General features: G+C 51.9%; 17 protein-coding genes. 7 read left to right on the forward strand and 10 right to left on the reverse strand.

The annotated features are described in order from the left end of the window. Nucleotides 1–104 precede the first annotated feature (104 nt). On the reverse strand, nt 105–872 hold the full coding sequence (locus DF283_RS05100) for a M24 family metallopeptidase (RefSeq protein WP_303673648.1): 768 nt from the start codon (nt 870–872) through the stop codon (nt 105–107). A gap of 147 nt (nt 873–1019) precedes the next feature. Here DF283_RS05100 and DF283_RS05105 point away from each other — a divergent pair, with 147 nt between their 5' ends. After that, entirely contained in the window at nt 1020–2150 is a 1131-nt protein-coding gene (locus tag DF283_RS05105) for an aminotransferase class I/II-fold pyridoxal phosphate-dependent enzyme (protein WP_303673649.1), read from the forward strand. Between the two features lie 79 nt (nt 2151–2229). Here the strand turns inward: DF283_RS05105 and DF283_RS05110 are convergent, their stop codons facing one another. From DF283_RS05110 to hisH, 6 genes are all read right to left on the reverse strand, one after another. After that, nucleotides 2230–3246: a class I SAM-dependent methyltransferase gene (locus tag DF283_RS05110; protein ID WP_303673650.1), complete on the reverse strand. Its 1017-nt coding sequence runs from the start codon at nt 3244–3246 to the stop codon at nt 2230–2232. A gap of 14 nt (nt 3247–3260) precedes the next feature. Beyond that, nucleotides 3261–4337, reverse strand: a complete 1077-nt coding sequence (pseI, locus tag DF283_RS05115) for a pseudaminic acid synthase (protein WP_303673651.1) — start codon at nt 4335–4337, stop codon at nt 3261–3263. After that, the gene (locus tag DF283_RS05120; RefSeq protein WP_303673652.1) at nt 4321–4812 is read right to left on the reverse strand and encodes a GNAT family N-acetyltransferase; all 492 of its coding nucleotides are present in this window, start codon (nt 4810–4812) and stop codon (nt 4321–4323) included. The genes pseI and DF283_RS05120 overlap by 17 nt, the downstream gene beginning before the upstream one ends. Further along, the gene (locus tag DF283_RS05125) at nt 4809–6020 is read right to left on the reverse strand and encodes an N-acetyl sugar amidotransferase (RefSeq protein WP_303673653.1); all 1212 of its coding nucleotides are present in this window, start codon (nt 6018–6020) and stop codon (nt 4809–4811) included. Before DF283_RS05125 ends, DF283_RS05120 begins: the two co-directional genes overlap by 4 nt. A gap of 88 nt (nt 6021–6108) precedes the next feature. Further along, complete coding sequence (gene hisF / locus DF283_RS05130; RefSeq protein WP_303673654.1) at nt 6109–6900, reverse strand: imidazole glycerol phosphate synthase subunit HisF; 792 nt, start codon at nt 6898–6900, stop codon at nt 6109–6111. Then, entirely contained in the window at nt 6893–7564 is a 672-nt protein-coding gene (hisH, locus tag DF283_RS05135) for an imidazole glycerol phosphate synthase subunit HisH (RefSeq protein ID WP_303673655.1), read from the reverse strand. Before hisH ends, hisF begins: the two co-directional genes overlap by 8 nt. 285 nt (nt 7565–7849) lie before the next feature. On the opposite strand from hisH, the gene pseB reads away from it, so the two are divergent. The 5 genes from pseB to DF283_RS05160 all read left to right on the forward strand — a co-directional run bounded on the left by pseB (nt 7850) and on the right by DF283_RS05160 (nt 13923). Continuing rightward, a complete protein-coding gene (pseB, locus tag DF283_RS05140) occupies nt 7850–8836 on the forward strand; it encodes a UDP-N-acetylglucosamine 4,6-dehydratase (inverting) (protein ID WP_303673656.1) in 987 nt (328 codons plus the stop codon). Nucleotides 8837–8864: 28 nt separating this feature from the next. Next, nucleotides 8865–10025, forward strand: a complete 1161-nt coding sequence (gene pseC / locus DF283_RS05145) for a UDP-4-amino-4,6-dideoxy-N-acetyl-beta-L-altrosamine transaminase (RefSeq protein ID WP_303673657.1) — start codon at nt 8865–8867, stop codon at nt 10023–10025. Further along, nucleotides 10022–10765 (forward strand): cytidylyltransferase domain-containing protein, encoded by a 744-nt coding sequence (locus DF283_RS05150; protein ID WP_303673658.1) that lies wholly within the window; start codon nt 10022–10024, stop codon nt 10763–10765. The genes pseC and DF283_RS05150 overlap by 4 nt, the downstream gene beginning before the upstream one ends. Nucleotides 10766–11066: 301 nt before the next feature. Further along, entirely contained in the window at nt 11067–12809 is a 1743-nt protein-coding gene (locus DF283_RS05155) for an ABC transporter ATP-binding protein (protein ID WP_303673659.1), read from the forward strand. A gap of 49 nt (nt 12810–12858) precedes the next feature. Next, nucleotides 12859–13923, forward strand: coding sequence for a hypothetical protein (locus DF283_RS05160; RefSeq protein WP_303673660.1), 1065 nt, complete (start codon nt 12859–12861; stop codon nt 13921–13923). Here the strand turns inward: DF283_RS05160 and DF283_RS05165 are convergent. The 3 genes from DF283_RS05165 to DF283_RS05175 all read right to left on the reverse strand — a co-directional run bounded on the left by DF283_RS05165 (nt 13920) and on the right by DF283_RS05175 (nt 16642). After that, nucleotides 13920–14834: a glycosyltransferase family protein gene (locus DF283_RS05165; protein WP_303673661.1), complete on the reverse strand. Its 915-nt coding sequence runs from the start codon at nt 14832–14834 to the stop codon at nt 13920–13922. The genes DF283_RS05160 and DF283_RS05165 overlap by 4 nt on opposite strands. Nucleotides 14835–14923: 89 nt before the next feature. Further along, the gene (locus DF283_RS05170; protein WP_303673662.1) at nt 14924–15640 is read right to left on the reverse strand and encodes a tetratricopeptide repeat protein; all 717 of its coding nucleotides are present in this window, start codon (nt 15638–15640) and stop codon (nt 14924–14926) included. 285 nt (nt 15641–15925) lie between these two features. Next, nucleotides 15926–16642, reverse strand: coding sequence for an ATP-grasp domain-containing protein (locus DF283_RS05175; RefSeq protein WP_303673663.1), 717 nt, complete (start codon nt 16640–16642; stop codon nt 15926–15928). An 860-nt stretch (nt 16643–17502) separates the two neighbouring features. Here DF283_RS05175 and DF283_RS05180 point away from each other — a divergent pair. Beyond that, nucleotides 17503–17844, forward strand: a complete 342-nt coding sequence (locus DF283_RS05180) for a hypothetical protein (protein ID WP_303673664.1) — start codon at nt 17503–17505, stop codon at nt 17842–17844. Nucleotides 17845–18010 lie beyond the last annotated feature (166 nt).

The following is an 18010-nucleotide window of genomic DNA, read 5'->3' on the forward strand; positions in this document are numbered from 1 at the left end:
ATTAGTACGGATAATTAGTACGGAGATAATCAGGACGGAGACGCCCTTACCTTACTCCCCGGCTCCGGTCGGGTCAAGCGGGATTTCAATCCGTCAGGCTGCCGTCATTCGGAAGGAGGGGACCCGGTGATAGTTTCCAGCCCGTGTTCGGTAACCAGCAGGGTGTCGGCCACATGGGCGGCCAGACTGCCATCCTCGGTCAAAAACGTCCAGCCATCCTCCGACACTTTAAACCGTGCGCACCCCAGCGAGAACATGGGCATCAGCGTAAAACACAGGCCCGGGGTCAGGGGAATTTCGGTGTTCAGATCGGCGGGATCATTGGGCACATCGGGGGCCTGATGAAGCTGTTTGCCGATACCCGAGCCACCCAGACCGGCGATCACGCTCAGTCCAAAGTCCTGGGCGGTTTGCGGAATGATGCCCAGCAGTGCGTTCAGTGTTTGCATGGATGGCCCGGCTGCCATCACCCGCTGAATGACCGCGGCGGTACCCCCCACCAAATCCGGGAAATCCGCTTGCGGGGTGGCCCCCACCCAAAAACTGCGGGCCGCCTTGGCGTGAATATTGCGATGCTCGGCGGCGGTGGCAATGCTGACCAGATCGCCCGCTTGTAGTTCCCGCTGGCGAGAGGGCGGGCCATTGACGATTTCATCGTTGATGGACACGCAAATGGCGTGGTTAAAGCCGTTGAAACTTTTAAAGGGGGCGGTGGACCGGTGCTGGGCCAGTAGCTGGTTGGCCAGTCGCTCCAGTTCGATCAGGGGGATACCCGGCTGAGCGTGGGCCTGCAGGGCGGCCAGAACCGTTTGGGTGATTTTTCCAGCCTGCCTGAGCGCCCGTAAATCCGACTGGTTTTTCAAAAGCCCCATGCGCCATCCTCCTGTCCGTGTTCGCCTGTTCTAAACGGGGCGTCCGGGCAAGGCCATCGTCTGGTCTGAAAACTTGTCAAGCGTCTCCAAATAATGATTGCCATTGCCCCTGAGCTTATCCCATGATGGTAACTGAAGTTGAACAAAATGCTCAAGCGCCATTTGCCCATGTTTGCCCCTTTTGAACTGGAACAATACCTTTTAAAGCACGAACCCCGGATGCGTGTTTCCTTGTGCGCCTCTGGGCTGGAAACTTGCTCCCTGTCGGAATTGCTGTCTTCGATGGACACCGAGTCAGAAGCGTTGTGGACAGAAACCAGCCTGGATTATACGCACCCGCAGGGCTCCGTCCCTCTCAGAGAGTCCATTGCCCAGCAATACGAGGCGCTGACGGCTCAGCATGTGGGGGTGTTTGCCGGGGCCGCCGAAGCCATTCTCTGTACCTTGCAGGGCCTGTTGACCCCGGAGGATCACGCCGTGGTGGTGACGCCCTGTTACCAGTCTTTGTTCTCCATTCCGGCCAGCCTGTGTCAGGTGTCCACGGTCAGTCTGCGGGAGGCCACCGGTTGGCAACTGGAGCCGGATCGGGTTCAGTCGGCCCTGAAGCCCAATACCCGGGCTATTATTATCAACTTTCCGAACAACCCTACGGGGGCACTGCCTTCGCTGGCCGTTCTGTCGGAACTGGTTGACATGGCCCGCCAGCGGGGAATTTATCTCTTCTCCGATGAGGTCTATCGCCTGATGGAGATTGATCCGGCGGATCGCCTGCCCCCCGTGGCCACCCTGTACGAGCGGGGCATCAGCGTGTCCAGCCTCTCCAAGGCCTACGGACTGCCGGGCTTGCGGATTGGCTGGGTTGCCTCTCAGGCTCCGGAAGTGTTATCAGGGGCCATTGATGTGAAGCACTACACGAGCATTTGTGTGACCTCACCCGGTGAAGTGCTGGCTACCCTGGCCTTGGGGCAGGGGGACGCCATTCTGGCCCGGAATCTCCAGCAAATGAGGGCCAATTTATCCGTGATGGATCAATTTTTTGAGCGCATGAGCGACCATTGCCGTTGGGTTCGCCCTCGGGGCGGTTGTCTGGGTTTTCCCCGGTATTTAAGGGCGGAAACGACCGATGCCCTGTGTCAAAGCCTGTTAGAGGAAACCGGGGTGATGATTTTGCCCGGCAGCCTGTACGGGCCTTATGCCAGTCACTTTCGGATCGGTTTCGGCAGAAAAGACTGCCAAGCGGCTTTGACCCAGCTGGAACATTTTTTGAGCAGGCCCTGAGCGTTTCTGGCTGCTCCGGTTTCTGTTCCCGGTATGAGGCTTCCGGCATTATTCCCGGTACTGCCGGGGAGAGGTTGGGTCAGCGTTTCTGGGCCACCAGCAGCATGTTGGAGGAAAGTTGATTTTCAATTAAAAAAGTCTGGAAGGCTTGGCCTTTGGTCTCCCAGTCATCAATTAATACCTGTTTCAGGAAAGGCTGCGCTTTGAGGCTGTATTTACCGTCCAAAACCTTGTTCCGAACCAGTTCCGCGTCTAACAGGCCCGGCGTTTGAACCTCAATAACCCGAAACCCACATTGTTCCAATAAAAGAGACAATGACTCCGGGTTAAACAGGTTGATATGCTCGGTGTCCACCGTGTCCGACACTGCGCCCAGAGTTGCCACATCAAAACCCAGCCCGTTGGGGCAAGTGAGAATTAAAATGCCGTCCTGATCCAGCAGACTGGCGCATTGCTCCAAAAATTGACGGGGGGAGAATAAATGCTCAATGACTTCAAAATTGGCAATCACATCAATTTTCTGCTGGTCCGTATTCAACTCATTGACCTGAATGTGTTCAATGGGCTTTTCAATAACCTCCAATCCGCGATCCCGGCAGGTTTGAGCCAGATTGGGCGTCGGCTCCACCGCGATGACCCGTTGAAAGCGGCCTGTTTTTTGCATTTCTTCACAAAACAGCCCAAAGCCCGCTCCGACTTCTAGTAGGGTGTGGGTGGGTAAGTGGTAACGGTCGCAAATTTCCAGCACCCGTTCCACCCGGGGCTTAAAAATCTTGTTACGCCGGACTTCCGCAGAAGCAGGAAAGATACATTCATTCCAGTAAGCGTAATTTTCCGATTCACGGTAATATTCATCCAGATGCTCTGGCAGAGGGCGAGGATTGGCGTATAATGTCTGGCACTGGGGACAAGTCTCAAACGTGATTCCATATTTTTCCAGCATGACAGTGCCCTTAGCCGATTGGCAAGCCGGGCAGGCCACCCGTTGAAAATCTTTTTGGTGGCGCATCAAACGGGCGATGTCGTTGTAATAGCGCTGGGTTTGTTCTGTCATCAAATGTTGAGGACGGATTTCATTTTCATTCAGTACAGTCATGTTGTGATTTCCATTCAGTCTGTTTCAATTAAATTCCAGGCTAGAGGGGTGCCCCGCTTGAGCGATGTTTTGGCTCGCTTACCCAGCACGGCGTCCCAATGCTTGGGAGGTAAACCCAGACCGGGGCGAATGGCTCGGATATTCTGCGGGGTTAGCGTTTCGCCCTTGGCAATATCGGCGGTCACATACAACGATCGGCGAAACACCAGATTCTTGCGCTCGTTCTCGGTGGGGCTGAGCCCCACGCCTCCCAAGGCCCGATGGGCCAGCCGGGTTTCATCCACCAGACGTTTTAACTCGTCTGGTTCCATCGAGAACGCTGAGTCCACGCCGCCTTCCGCCCGGGATAGGGTCACGTGTTTCTCAATGGCCACGGCCCCCAAGGCCACGCTGGCCACGGCGGCGGCGGTGCCCAGGGTATGATCCGACAGACCTGCATACACCCCGAAGCGCTCCTGTATGAAGGGAATGGTGCGCAAATTGCTGTCTTTGGGATCGGCGGGGTAGCTACTGGTGCATTTCAGCAAAATCAGGGGCCCACCGTTGGCCTGCTGAAAGGCTTCGACCGCCTCGGCCACTTCCTGCTCATTGGATAACCCGGTGGACATAATGGTGGGCTTGCCGGTGGCGGCTACCTTGCGAATCAGGGGAATGTCCACAATCTCAAACGAGGCGATTTTAAACAAAGGAACGTTCAGATCCTGTAAAAAGTCCACGGCGGTAGCGTCAAACGGAGAGCTAAAGCCGATCAATCCCTTTTCCCGACACCGATCAAAAATGGGCTGGTGCCAGTCCCATGAGGTATGGGCCTTCTGGTACAGGTTATACAAAGACTCCCCTTTCCAAAGGCTGGTGGGGTCCTCAATAAAAAACTCGCCCTCACTGAGATCGAGCGTCATGGTATCCGCCGTGTAGGTCTGGATTTTTAAAGCATCTGCCCCCGCTTCGGCCACGGCATCCACAATTGCTAGGGCTTTTTCCAGTGAGCCATTATGATTGCCTGACATCTCGGCGATGATCAAGGGCGGGTGATCCGGCCCCAGCGGGCGGGTGCCCACCTGAAAATTCTGCTGATTAGAACCGGTAGACATACTGTAAAACCCCCTGCGCTCCTTGTGGGGACACCGCCTGGTATCCCGCCTTTTCAAACACTTTAACCGAAGCCACATTGGCCGGTACAATCTGGGCGTTCAGTTGCCGAACCGCTGGACGATGAGACAAAAGCCACGCATGCCCCGCTACCAGCAATGGCGCTCCCAGCCCTTGCCCCATCCGTTGCGGCACCAGATACACCGACACCAGCGCTTCCGCCCCGTCGTAATCAGAGCCCGGCCCAGAATTCAGATCATAGCGCAGGACCCCCACCGGTTCACCATCAAGCTGTCCCAGCAGTAGCACCCGCAGCGGGTTTTCAAGCGTGGCTTGCAGCCACTGGCAATGGCTTTCCCTGTCAATGGCATCGGGTTGCAAGGCGAATTGCCTGACCGCTGGATGATTACGCCACTCAAAAAGACGCGATCCATCCTCTAGAGTGACCGGACGCAGGGAAATGGCGCTCTCTGTCACTGAGGAACCGCTTGTTTCTGGAATTCGCTCCATTCGATATTCGATTCCGTTAATGACGGGACGGGGTAGGCGGATGGGGTTCCCCAGATGTTTTCCTTCGTCCACTCGCCACTCGAATTCTTTTGCCAAACGCGGGAGTCTCTGAACGTATCGGCAATGGCGTCAAATTCCGCTTCGGACATGCCGACATACTGCAGCCATCGCAACAAATCCCGGGGTTTGACATGGTCGTATTTTCGCACCATTTCCACCCCTTCCTCGCGGGTCATTTTACCGCTTCGAATGTCCTTGCAAGCGTGATCAGAAGCGCGACCATACCCGAATTTTACAAATTTCAGGTAATCGTGAATGCCGTTCTCGTGCATGTCATCCAGGTTGGAAACCCGCCGATAGGTGCGATCAAAGGGAACCGGTGATTCTTCAAAGCCGAATTTTTTCATGAGTTCGGTTTGTTCATTGCCATCCCAGTTTACAAAATTCCCCAGATAAATGCCTCGGACCTCAATCTCTTCCAGCTCATCATCCGAAGGGTAGCGGGCCCACAGGAGATCTCTGGCTTGAAGTCCCTCTTCCTCCCCTTCTTCCCTATCTAGCATATCAAACCAGTCGTAGCCTCTTTGCGCGTGTTCCAAACGGAATTTGGCCGTCATCTCGATCAGGTCGTTCATGGAGAACATGCCGCCCAAATCGGTATAGCCGTGTTCACCCCATATAATTAACGGAATGCGGTATTTAACGGCCACTTGCACGGGGTAGGTGAAAATCCCGCAATGGGCATGCCAGTTCATGTCGCCCATTTTTTTGAAGCAAAGACGGTTTAACTTGATCAGCGTTTGAGGGCTGGGGGTGAAGAAGTGATGATCCACCCCAAATACTTCCCGCATGCGTTTTAAATTCCGCAAACCCACTTGCAAGTAGTTGTTGCTGTTGTAGGTGACTAGCAACGGGTTTAGTCCCAACACCTCTTTGGCGTACCAGGTCTGATACCAACTGTCTTTTCCGCCACTGACGGGGATGATGCAGTCATAATTGCTGCCGTCTGTTACCCGGTACTCATCGGCGATTTCCTTGATCCATTCTGCGCGTTCGGCCCAGTCAATGGTTTTCTTTTGATCATGAGCCCGGCAGCCCGTACAAACACCATTTTCATCAAATCCTAACGGGACAGCGGAAATGCTGGGGTATACGCAACGGGTACAGTACTGCATTTAAGCCTCTTTTTCTATTTAAACGGGCTGAGCTAAAACATCAAGAGACGGAACGCAAAAAGGGCATGTATTCTGACAGTGGCGGCGTTTAGTTCCTGACATGAATACCCGCCTTCAGCAATTCCTTGCGGGCCCGCTTTCCGCTCAGTTCCGTGAAGTGAAAAATATTTCCTGCGGCCACGGCGTCCGCCAGACCGTCATTAATTCCCTGAGCCAGATGCTTGAATTGCCCCACCCCGCCACAGGCAATCACCGGAATGGAAACCGCTTCGGCCACCTGTCGAATCAGCGCTGTATCGTAACCATTGGCCATGCCATCACGGTCAATGGAATTGAGGAAAATCTCACCAGCGCCGTACTGCTCGGCCTGTTTGGCCCAGGCAACGGGGTGTAAGCCGGTCGGTTGTTGTCCGTGATGGGAGTATACCTCATACTCGCCATTGGCGTTGAGTTTGACATCGATTGAAACCACGATGGCCTGACTGCCGAACACCATGCTGCTTTCAGTGATAAACGTGGGATCGGCCAGCGCCTGGGTATTAATGGTGACTTTATCAGCGCCCCGGCTGATGCGATCGTAAATATCCTGCAAAGTACGGATTCGACCGCCGAACGTGAGCGGCATAAAACAGGTTTTGGAAACCGCTTCCAGAATTTTAAGGATGTCGCTCTCGCTTTTCACCTTCATGTCATCCCGACGAATGTCGTAGTGATCGTCCCGGGTGATGTCGATGTAAATCAGTTCATCCACTTCCCAGGCGTTGAAACGTTCCACCTGATGAATGGCGTTTCCCAGCAGCTGATGCTCGTTGAAGCCCTGACTTCGAACCAGAAAGCCGTTTTTCAGGAACAGGCAGGGAATCAATCTTTTTTTAAGCATGTTCCAAAGCTCCCGGCCGAACTTGCGCTTCTGCGGCCACCATGTAATTTTTTAACAGCCCTAATCCGTTCTTCAGGCTTTTTTCCGGGTGAAACTGGGCTGCAAAGATATTGTCTCGCTGGATGGCCGCCGTAAAGTCCATCCCGTAATCACAAACGCCAATGGCGTCCTCAGGGTGGTTTGGCTTCATGTAGTAGCTGTGTACAAAGTAATAGGACTGCACAGTCCCTGCGGGGCCTAGCAACGGGTTGTCACGCACGGAGCGCACATCATTCCAGCCAACATGAGGGACTTTCAGGGGTTTCCCGTCGAAGGCAAGAGTTTCAGGAAAGCGAACCACTTCCGCATCGATCCAGCCCAGCCCGGTGACTGTGCCGTTTTCATGTCCGGTTCGGGCGAACAGCTGCATTCCCAGGCAAATGCCCAGGATGGGCTTTTTTTGCGTCAGAACCAATTCATTCAAGGTGTCAATCAACCCGAGTCGCTTCAGGTTTCTCATACCATCGCCAAACGAACCTACGCCCGGAAGCACCAGACACTCGGCACGAGACAGAGCTTCCGAATCCCGGGTTAAAACGACTTGAGCGCCCAGTGTTTCAAAGGCGTTGGATACCGAGCGGACATTCCCAAGCTCGTAGTCGATAATAGCGACATTGATAGACATTTGTTTTGTATTTGGGTTCTGTGTTTTTGTAGGGTTACGAGTTATAAAGGGCAACGTTCGTACAACGTGAGCTTATTATATGGGGATACCCGGTGCCAGGCAAGAGAATGCCGACAGGTCAGCTTGTCTTTTCAGGGGCTTTTTGAGTAGGATGAAGCCCAGCGAGCGATCAGAATCCGGCTTTAGCTGTACTGGATTGTAAACCCATAAAAACCGGACTTGAACAATTCATGTCATGCTGCCATCCACTTGGTCAGAGCGAGGTTAGAGACGAGGTTAGAAACATTGTTTAACGATAAAACCATTTTAATCACCGGCGGTACAGGCTCCTTCGGTAAAGAGGCCATACGCACCATTCTATCCCGTTTTACGCCTCGGCGACTCATCGTTTTTTCACGGGATGAGTTCAAGCAGTTTGAGATGCAGCAAACCTTCAATCACCCGGCCATGCGTTATTTTATCGGCGATGTGCGTGATCAGGGCCGTTTGATGCGGGCCATGCAAGGGGTTGACTTTGTCATTCACGCCGCGGCCCTGAAACAGGTACCTGCTGCGGAGTACAACCCCACTGAGTGCGTCAAGACCAACATTCATGGCGCGGAAAGCGTCATCAACGCGGCCATTGACTGCCAGGTGGAAAAGGTTATCGCTTTGTCCACCGATAAAGCGGCCAATCCGGTCAATTTGTACGGCGCTACCAAGCTGGTGTCCGATAAGCTGTTTGTGGCGGGCAATAGCTTGGTGGGCATGGGTAAAACCCGCTTTTCGGTGGTTCGTTACGGGAACGTGGTTGGATCTCGTGGTTCAGTTATTCCGTTTTTCAGGAAAATGATCGCGGAAGGGGCCAAAGAGCTGCCGATCACCGATCCTCAAATGACCCGTTTCTGGATTACCCTGCCCCAAGGGGTGGAGTTTGTCCTGAACTCTTTTTTGAGAATGCACGGCGGGGAAATTTTTGTGCCCAAGATTCCCAGCATGCGTATTACTGATTTGGCGGAAGCCCTGCATCCCGGTATTCCGCACAAGATAGTCGGCATTCGGCCCGGAGAGAAGCTGCACGAGGTAATGTGCCCGGCGGATGACTCTCACTTAACGCTGGAATTTGAAGACCACTTTGTGATTCAACCCACCATCAGTTTCACTGAAACCACAGGGTATAATGTGAACAGGCAAGGGCAAGCGGGAAACCCTGTCTCCCTTGGTTTTGAGTATAATTCCGCCAATAACCCGGATTTTTTAAATCCTGATCAGTTGCGCGCCATGATCGAATAAAATCGAAGAAAACCGAGAGCGAATCCCCATGCCGTCTTTTATCCCCTACGGTCGTCAAAGCATCAACGAGGCCGACATTCAGGCCGTGGTTGAGGTGCTGCGGTCAGATTTTATCACTCAGGGGCCAGCCATCGAGCGCTTTGAGCAAGCCGTGGCTCAATACTGTGGCGTAAAATACGCCGTGGCCGTCAGCAACGCCACCGCCGCCCTGCACCTTGCCTGTCTGGCCCTCGAATTGGGGCCGAATGACATCTTGTGGACGGCCCCCAACACCTTTGTGGCTTCCGCCAATTGCGGGCGCTACTGCGGGGCCAGTGTGGACTTTGTAGACACAAACCCGGCCACCTACGTCATGGACGTGACCGCTCTGGAAGCCAAGCTGAAAGCAGTCCAATCCAAGGGGCAAGCCTTGCCCAAGATTGTGATTCCCGTGCAGTTTGCCGGACAGTGCGTGGAAATGGATCGGCTGAGCCAGCTGGCTAATACCTATGGCTTTGCCGTGGTGGAGGATGCTGCCCACGGCATTGGCGGACAGTACCGTCAAAAGCCTATTGGGAGTTGTGAATATTCCGAAATGACCGTATTCAGCTTTCACCCGGTTAAAATCATCACCACCGCCGAAGGGGGCATGATCACCACCAACCGGGAGGATCTCTACCAAAGGCTGCTGCGCCTTCGCTCCCACGGGATTACCCGGGACGCACGTTTTATGCGCAACCCCGCCGAAGGCCCCTGGTACTACGAGCAGTTGGAATTGGGCCTGAACTACCGCATGACGGATATGCAAGCCGCCTTGGGGCACAGCCAGATGCAACGGCTGGATGAGTTTGTGGCGAGGCGTCACGCTTTGGCTAAACGCTATGACGCCCTCCTCGCTGATCTGCCGGTCATCTGCCCCCAGCAACACCCGGACAGTTACTCCGCCCTGCACCTGTATCCCGTACAGGTCAGTCGCCCGGAGTTGCGCAGGCCGGTCTTTGAGGCTTTTAGAGCGGCCCAGATCGGGGCGAATGTGCATTATATGCCTGTTTATCTGCAACCCTACTACCGGGATCTGGGCTTTGAGCCGGGCTTGTGCCCCAATGCGGAGGCCTACTATCAGCGGGCCATCAGCCTGCCACTGTACTACGATCTCACCGAAGCGGAGCAGGATCGGGTGGTGGAAACGCTGAAAGCAGCCCTGACATGAGTTGCGTGATTATTGTTCAGGCCCGCATGACCTCCACCCGACTACCGGGCAAGGTACTGATGCCGGTCTTGGGAAAGCCCCTTCTGGCTTACGAGCTGGAGCGCCTGCAACGCTGCCAGCAAGCCGACGCCCTGATGGTGGCCACCACCATCAATGCCAGTGATGACCCGGTGGTGGCTTTGTGTCAGGAACTCAACGTGCCCGTGTTTCGGGGCTCTGAGCAGGATGTATTGAGCCGGTATCACGGAGCCGCCCAGCAGATCAAGGCGGAAACCGTGGTTCGGGTCACTGCCGACTGTCCCCTGATTGACCCTGCCGTGGTGGATGCCGTGATTGCCCATTTTAAAGCGGCTCAAAAAGGAACACAAAGCGTGCTGGATTATGCCTCCAACACCCTGGTGCGCAGTTACCCCCGAGGGCTGGATGTGGAAGTTTTCTCGAGGTCGGCGTTGGAAATCGCTCATCAGGAAGCGATGGAGCCGGCTCATCGGGAACACGTCACGCCTTTCTTCTATCAAAATCCACAGCGCTTTCGTTTGGCCAGTCTGGAGGCTCCCAAAAACTGGGGGCATCACCGCTGGACGGTAGACACGCCCGAGGACTTTGAGCTGGCCCGGCGCATTCTTGAGGCCCTGTATCCGATCAAGCCCAACTTTGCCTGTCGGGATGTGCTGGCCTTACTGGAGCAACACCCGGAGTGGGTGGCCTTAAATGCCCACATTGAACAGGTGAAGGTCTAGTTATTTTTCCTGAACTCAATCTGCGTGGCTCGTGACGGCCACCCAAATGGTTTGTTCTTCGTCTGGCCTTTTGTCGCTGTGGATTTCTGGTGGCAGGGAGGCCTTTGGCGTCACTCCGGTTTTAGAAGGCGCAGTGCTATATGCGGGTGGCACCGTAGAAATCTGCACTTTGACAACGCACAAGCCATTCGAAGATAATAGAACTATTTTTCAGGTACATCGTGCTGTTAAAGTACGCGTAAAGCAAGGCTTTGTTATGGGTACTACACTTTCCGGGATTATGCGTGATAAAGACCTTTACATGAGGCTTTTTGCGTACTTGAATCCCTATAAAAAACGGTTTATCATCGGCTTACTGGCCACCGTCCCGGCTGCTTCCCTGAATGGGGCGCTTGCTTTCCTGATTGGTCCTTTTATTGACAAGCTGCTGAACAGCCATCAGTATAGCATCCTGTTTTTAGTGCCCATCGCCATCCTCAGCGCCAGTTTGCTACAGGGTGTTTGTGATTACATCAGCACCTATTACACCACCTATGTGGGCACCTCCATCAGTCAGGATATCCGCCTGCAGCTCTACAAGCATTTGTCCCGGATGGATCAACGCTACATCAACCAAAGTTCTCCGGGTGATTTATTAACCCGTTACTACTCCGATCCCAGCCGGTTGCAGCAGGCCATCGTCAATCATCTGCAAACCTTTATTCTGGAATCTTTCAGCGCCGCGTTTTTGGCGGCGGTGCTGTTCTATCGAAGCTGGCAGTTCGCCCTGGTGGCACTGATTATCATTTCTTTCATCTTCATTCCCATCCGTATTATCAGCCAAAAACTAAGGAAGCTGGACAATCAGACCCAGGAAATTATGGGGTCCATTTACGATGTGTTCAACGAATCGGTTTATGCTTCCAAGGTCATCACCATTTTCAAACTGAAAAAGTATCAATTGAAGCGTTTTGAAAAAGGCCTGGATGATTATTTTGGTGTGTCCATGCGCCTCACCCGGGCAGACGCCATTTTAAAGCCGGTGATGCAAATGATTACGGCGGTGGGTGTCTCGCTGATTATCCTGTTCGGTAGTTTTCAGGTGCAAAAAGGATTAATGACCCCCGGCGAAATGACCTCCTTCCTGGTGGCGCTGGTGCTGCTGTATAAACCCATCAAGAATGTGGGAACGATTATTGGTAAAATCCAGCGTATTTTCGCCCCGGCCGAAAGGGTTTTTGAAAAACTGGATATTGAGCCCAGCATTCAGGAAGTCCCGGACGCGCCGCGCGTGACTGATTTCCAGCATTTAAAGTTTGAAAACGTCAGCTTTGCTTACACTCCAGAGAAGCCCGTCCTCAAGCAGATTAATTTTGAAATCAAGGCGGGGGAGACCATTGCCCTGGTGGGAGAAAGCGGTGGTGGCAAGTCCACGCTGGTTGATCTGATTCCCCGTTTTATGGACCCTCAGGAAGGCCGGATCACGCTGAACGGGCTGGATCTCAAGAGTTTGTCTCTGGATTCGGTATGGGATTTGTTTTCTATTGTGACCCAGGAAACCATGCTGTTTGATGGCAGTATTCGGGAAAACATCCGGCTGGGCAAGCTGGACGCCACGGATGGCGAGATTGAGCGGGCGTTGCAAGCCGCCAATCTGAAGGAATTTGTGGACAGTTTGCCCAACGGCCTTGAAACGTCGGTGGGGACTCGTGGGGTGATGCTGTCGGGGGGCCAGAAGCAACGAATCGCCATTGCCCGGGCCTTTTTGAAAAACGCGCCGGTTGTGATACTGGATGAGGCCACCAGCGCGCTGGATAACGAGTCCGAGGCAGCAGTTCAGGAGGCTATTACCAATATTATGGCCGATAAAACTGTGATTGTAATCGCTCACCGATTGTCCACCATTCGCTTTGCCGATCGCATTCTGGTGATCAGCGATGGAAAAATCGCCGAGTCTGGCACCCATCAGGAGCTGTTAGACAAACAAGGGATTTACAGCCGACTTTATCATCTGCAGTTTCGTCATGATGTTGAACAATTGCAAGGCTTAAAAAATACGGTCTGACGAAACTTTTATCTGGTATAGGGTGTCATCTGGCATTAAGGGCAGTGGTATGAACCTTTTCTCGAAATCAACACTGGATGATTTTCAGCGCCAATCCTTGGAAGTCTTATGCCAAGATAAAGGCTTGGGAAACACAGAGATTTTTCAGCCTAATGGGTTTTATGGACACGCGGCGGTTCTGAAGCAACATGCTGGACTCCCTTTGAGCCGCCCCATGAAGGGGATCATTCAGCATGGTTATGATTTTTTAAGCGAAGATTTTATTTTTGGCGGGGAATTTGAAGCGCCACTGCCTGTTTTTTTTCCGCCTAACCCCACCAGAGCCTGTTTTTACGAAAGGCTTTCAAATGGTAAGCCTGCCATCCCAATCGGCGCTCCTTTTCTCTACGCTCGAGAAATTATAGACAATATTCAGTCTCAGCCAAACCGCACTGGGACTATCGTTTTTCCTGTCCATTCAACCCGATTTATTAAAGCTGAATTTGACCATGCCGATTATGCAGACAAACTGGCACAGCTACCTGAGGCATTTCATCCAATTTCAGTCTCTATCTATTGGCGAGATTACCAGCTTGGAGCGCACCTGCCTTACCTGCAACGTGGATTTGAAGTGGTATCGGCGGGCCATATGCTGGATCCAGGGTTTATCTTCCGTGTCTATTTAAATTGCCGACGTTTTAAGTATGCCTGCTCTAATGAATATGGGTCGTCTTTATTCTACTCTGTGGCCAGTGGTTGCTCTTATTTCTATTATCCATCCGATGATCTCTCTTTCAGTGCTGAGAGTGGTAAAACATTAATTCTGGAAGAAGTTTCAGAAACTCAAAGAAAAAAATTTGAACTTTTATTCAGTCAGCCGTTGCCACAGCCTTCTCAAGAGCAACAGGATTTTGTTTTCGAGCATCTGGGTCTCAGTTCTCTGAAAACGTCTCAAGAGCTGAGAAAGCTTCTTGTTTGGGCTGAATGGCTGGATAAAATCCGGTTTACGCCAATACCAGCGGTTAACAAGCCAGAGGGTTATCCTGACTGGTATCTGCGTTTGCCCTCATACTGGCGGCGTGCGTTAAGAGGTGACAAGTGGTTGAAAAAGCGGAAACAGGCAGTTAGAATCTAACAACCGGAACTGTTTTTCTGCTTCCATTCCAAGGAATCCAGTTTTGTGCTGATCTGCGCGATCAGTGAATCGGTGTCCCCGATTGGATCAGATGTAATCTGGATCATGGATGGATGCCAAATATCATTTGCAGTTCCGGGCCATAGCCGACAATGATTGGCCAGGTAGGGAGAGTTAATCACTCGCCAGGTTTTTTGACCCAAACCGCCAGCCAGCTCGGCAATGTTGGTATCTACTGAAATGACAAGATCAAGTGCTTCAATCAGTGCGGCCAAATTGTCAAAATCATTTTTTAAATCAAGATCAGTCAGGTGTTGTATCGATATGTTAGAGTCTTCAGGTTCTGGCTCAAGTTTATGAATCTCCTGTAGACCATCAAACATGAGGTTAATAAAGGTATAACCCTCTCTTTTCAGCAGTGGTAGCCAGTCTTTGAGTGCTGTATATTCTCTTTCTCGGTATAAAGCCTGGAATCCACTTCGCCAGCACAGGCCGATTTTAATGGTGTCTCCCATGTCATCCAATCGATTTTTCCAATAGGCTACTTTATCTCTATCATTGACTAGATACACTCCCTGCTTCTTGAAATCCTCCCAGCTATTGCGAAAATAATAACCAAGATCGCCAATAAAACAATAATAATCAATGTTGGGGAGTGTTCTAAATAAATCATCATAATTATCCTTGGCAGGAACCCCAAGAAAACTTCTTTGATATTGTCTTGAAAAGGGACGAATATCTACCGTGGGAAATGATCTTTTAAACAGCTTTTCATGCCTTGGATCACAGGTCAAAATGCAATTTTCCGCTATTGCGACCAGATCGTTAAAGGGCGCCAGAAAATAAAGCTCATCTCCTACTCCGCCTTCGGAATAAACCAGAATTGTTTTCCCCTTCAAGGGTTCAAGCATCCAGTGTTTTGCATTTGGAGGTGCTTTCCAGTTGGTGTTACGTCCTCTTGAACGATACGTTTTCCAGGCCTCCTTGAAATTTCCGGCTTTTAAGAGCGGGTATGTTCCAGGACAGAAGCCTTGCTTTTGGGATTTAGACTTAAAGCCTGATCGTAAACGAAAAGGGCCCGTTCATATGAGCCATTTTCTTCCAGTAGCGCTGCCAGTCTTAACAATATTTTCTCAGAGGAAACACGATTCGCCACGGCTTCTTCAAGTAACTGAAGCGCTTCTTTGTACATTCTATTGAGGAAGTAAGATTCGCCCAATTCCTCAATGATTTGGATATGAATATCTGATGACGTATTATGATTGGCCGTCAGAGCCTGTTCCAGATATAAAATGGACTGCTCTAGATGAGAGTGAGTGGCTTCTTCATAGACGCTGGTCGCCCAATATAAATAGGTTTTTCCAATTTCAAACAATAGGCGTGGATCCGAGGGTGCTGATTGCAATTCCCGATGAAAATAAGCGAGGGTTTGTTCAAAATAGAAATTGGCCTCCGCATACGCCTCGCTTTTGAGCGTGGTCTGAATCAAGATTAATAGAGGGCTTTCACGACGTTCGGTAGAATCCCGGAACAAATAGGTTCTGGAAGCCTTTCTTCCTTTCGATAGCCTGATGAGCAGTCTGAAAATTTTCTCTGCGGCATTTTTATTACCTTGCTGTCGCAAGGTACGGACCCATTGGCTTATAACGTTAAAAGGCTTCAGGGCTTTACGGATGCTTTTCAGGTTTTGTTGAATACGTTTCAAAGATTGCGGCATTTGCTGATAGACATTTCCTGATAGAACCTGATAGAAAAAGTTTCTGGCACCTAGATTCCTAAGAACGCAAATAGGGCCAGTTCAAATACCTTTATTCTGGCTTGAATTTCCGGGAATGACAAGAGCCAACCCCTCGGGGACGTTGTTTCATCGACTGGCACTGCCACGGTCCCGAACCGAAAAGCGTTTATCTAATGATGGGGACATCCACGGTGGCGTCTGTCAACAGGGACGACCCAAATTCCCGGGCTTAAGCCAGGCGACCCCTATTACTCTCCTGCAATATTATTCTCCTGCAATCAAGCAATCGACCAGCCGATCACTGATGGGGTAGCCGGTCACTTCTTCATCGTATACAAATACCGGGGTGGGGTTGCCTTCAAAAAACACGTACTCCTGCTCCGGTGTCCGACGCAGGTCAATGCCCGTAAAAACCAGATCCAGGGTGCGGGCCAGCTTCAGGCAGTCTTCGGCAACGGTGGGTGGTAGATCGATTTTGACGCGGGGAGCCTCCGGGTTCTCCCGGAAGTCCAGTGTGCCGCTTTGGATTTCCATGGCGTAAATCTCGTCCCCCAGCACATAGGCACGAATGTCCGTACCCGGAACAAATTCCTGTAACTTGACCGGGGAGTGCGAGAGCCCGGCCAGGCGCTCTGGCGAAAAATCCGCTTCGGTCAGCATTTCCGTATGGGCCCAGCCGCGTACGGGCTTATAAATCACTTGCCTGCCCTGCTGCTCGTAAAATTCTCGCAAGCGTTCAGGATGGTTTGTAATCAGGGTGTCGGGTACCCGGATGCCAGCCTGCTTCAGTAATTTCAACTGGTAACCTTTGTATTTGTGCATTTCGGTGGCTTCCTGGCGGTTGATCCACAGGCAGTCGAAGCAGCGAAAAAAGCTGCCAATGGCCGATTCCAGATTCCAGTAGATCGCTTCCTGCAGCACCGGATCGGTTTCTGATGGTGCCAGGTCTGTGATTCTCCAGCGTTCCAGACAACGATACATATCCGGGAAAGTCCCCTGAGTTAAGCGTTATGACCGCTTCACCCAGTGTTGATATCTGATGGGCAACCCTGTCCGTATGAATATCCTTTGGGCCCAGAATGAGTATCATTGTGTCTTACGGCGCTCCTGAAAAATAGCCAGCCTTTGTTGCCGGTTCGCTTAATCGAGAGTGGTTCGGCAAAACCCGGTGGGAGAATAAACGTTTCGGACAACCGCTGTCACTGCTTGCGGCATTGGGAATTCATCTGCAATATCCGCCTTTGAACTATCGGCCGACGCTTCAGAAACTTGAGGGGTTTGGGTCATATTCTTAAAATGTATTCACCAAATTGCGGAACAGCATCCCCAGACCCGCCATTGGCTTATTCCCGCCACTGGTCCGTGGGGCTTTTTTACAATGCCTGTGTTTTTGGCGACTGTATCTTTTTCGGGACGCCATTCAACACAGCGCAGCGGAAATTAGATTGGCTAATTAACCGGTTTCAGTTAAAATCTCGTTAAAATATCAACGTTTTAAATTGTTATTCCTCCTAAATTTAAACCAGCGTCCTTAAAACTTCGCGGAATGAGAGCCAAGGAATTTGCGCCTTTATAAATAACCGGTCCACATCGATGCCAAGCCTGCTGGCTAAATTCAACCCCGTACGGATGGATCAAGCGTTTCGCAACCGACTGGCAGAGGAGGGCCTTATATCTCCAGCGACCGGTATCGTTTGTCAGCCTCCCGCATTTCGGCACTCGGAAAAAATGAAAAGAGGAGAAGCGTTAAAAGAAGATAAGGGGGATAAGACTCACAGGGCGGGCGATTGAGCGTTTCAACCTTTTTTAGAAGCAGAATCCCAGAGGAGTTTCAGTGATTTATGGCCATTAAATTTGATACATTGGACGAGTTAAAGGCATTTTGCGCCCAGTTTCAACTCATCGAACACGGTGTTGAACCCGCCGGGGTTCCGAAGAAGCGGGGACGTAAACCCGGCAGCAAAAATAAAGTCATCCTGCCCGCAACGCGGGATGCGGTTGAAGCCCCAGCCACAGGGGCACCCAAAAAACGGGGACGCAAGCCCAAGCTAACAGCCAATCTGGAGACGCTCTCACCCGGAACTCCCAAAAAGCGAGGCCGAAAGCCGGGTTCCGTGAACAAGGTAAAACGGGTCAGCGCCGGAAAACGGGGTCGAAAATCTGCCGTGGCCGGAGATCGTTGATACTTCCCGGCCCTTGCTAGGTGAACGTGCTTTTTGGCCATCGTTTGGCGGTGTATACTGCCTGAAATCACCTCGCCTAAAGGGCATGTTGGTTTTTCCTGCCTTGAAAGCGCTTCGTCCACAGGGTCTGTGGGCTGCGTCTTCGCCTTATGCAGGGGCTTGAGGT

It is taken from the genome of Vampirovibrio chlorellavorus (assembly GCF_003149375.1).
In the GTDB taxonomy this organism is placed as follows: Bacteria; Cyanobacteriota; Vampirovibrionia; order Vampirovibrionales; family Vampirovibrionaceae; genus Vampirovibrio; species Vampirovibrio chlorellavorus_B.